This window comes from Pseudomonas shirazensis (genome assembly GCF_050496565.1).
GTDB classification, from domain to species: domain Bacteria; phylum Pseudomonadota; class Gammaproteobacteria; order Pseudomonadales; family Pseudomonadaceae; genus Aquipseudomonas; species Aquipseudomonas shirazensis_A.
The window spans coordinates 1-535 of sequence record NZ_JBNWAE010000047.1 but is presented as its reverse complement, the minus strand read 5'-3'; the positions used below and the strand labels follow the sequence as shown (position 1 = coordinate 535).

Here is a 535-nt window from a genome sequence, read left to right as displayed (position 1 = left end):
TGGCGTTCCGGCGACCGAAGCGGATGCCAAAGTCACCTTCAACTTCGAGCTGAGCGACAAGCCTCAGGCTGGCAGCGATCCGGTCGTACTGAACGTGCGCATCGGCAGCACCGACTACACCGTCAATATCGACAGCAACGGCAAGGGCTCCATCCAGGTGCCGAACCCGAACAGCGAAGACGTGTACAAGGATGCCAGCCAACTGGTCGCCACCGTCACCGGCGGCACCGGCGGTAACTTCGAGAAAATCGCCACTGGCGCGACCGGCACTGCGCAGATCGCTGACACCGAGACTCCAGTCACCGTCAAGGTAACCGGCGTTCCGGCGACCGAGGCTGATGCCAAAGTCACCTTCAACTTCGAGCTGAGCGACAAGCCACAAGCCGGCAGCGATCCAGTTGTTCTGAACGTACGCATCGGCAGCACCGACTACACCGTCAACATCGACAGCAACGGCAAGGGCTCGATCCAAGTCCCGAACCCGAACAGCGAAGACGTGTACAAAGACGCTAGCGAGTTGGTCGCGACTGTCACT

General features: G+C 60.4%; 1 protein-coding gene. It reads left to right on the top strand.

The features are described from left to right. A partial coding sequence (locus ACQZ2L_RS25055) for an immunoglobulin-like domain-containing protein (RefSeq protein ID WP_430328312.1) occupies positions 1-535 on the top strand: 535 nt, incomplete at both ends.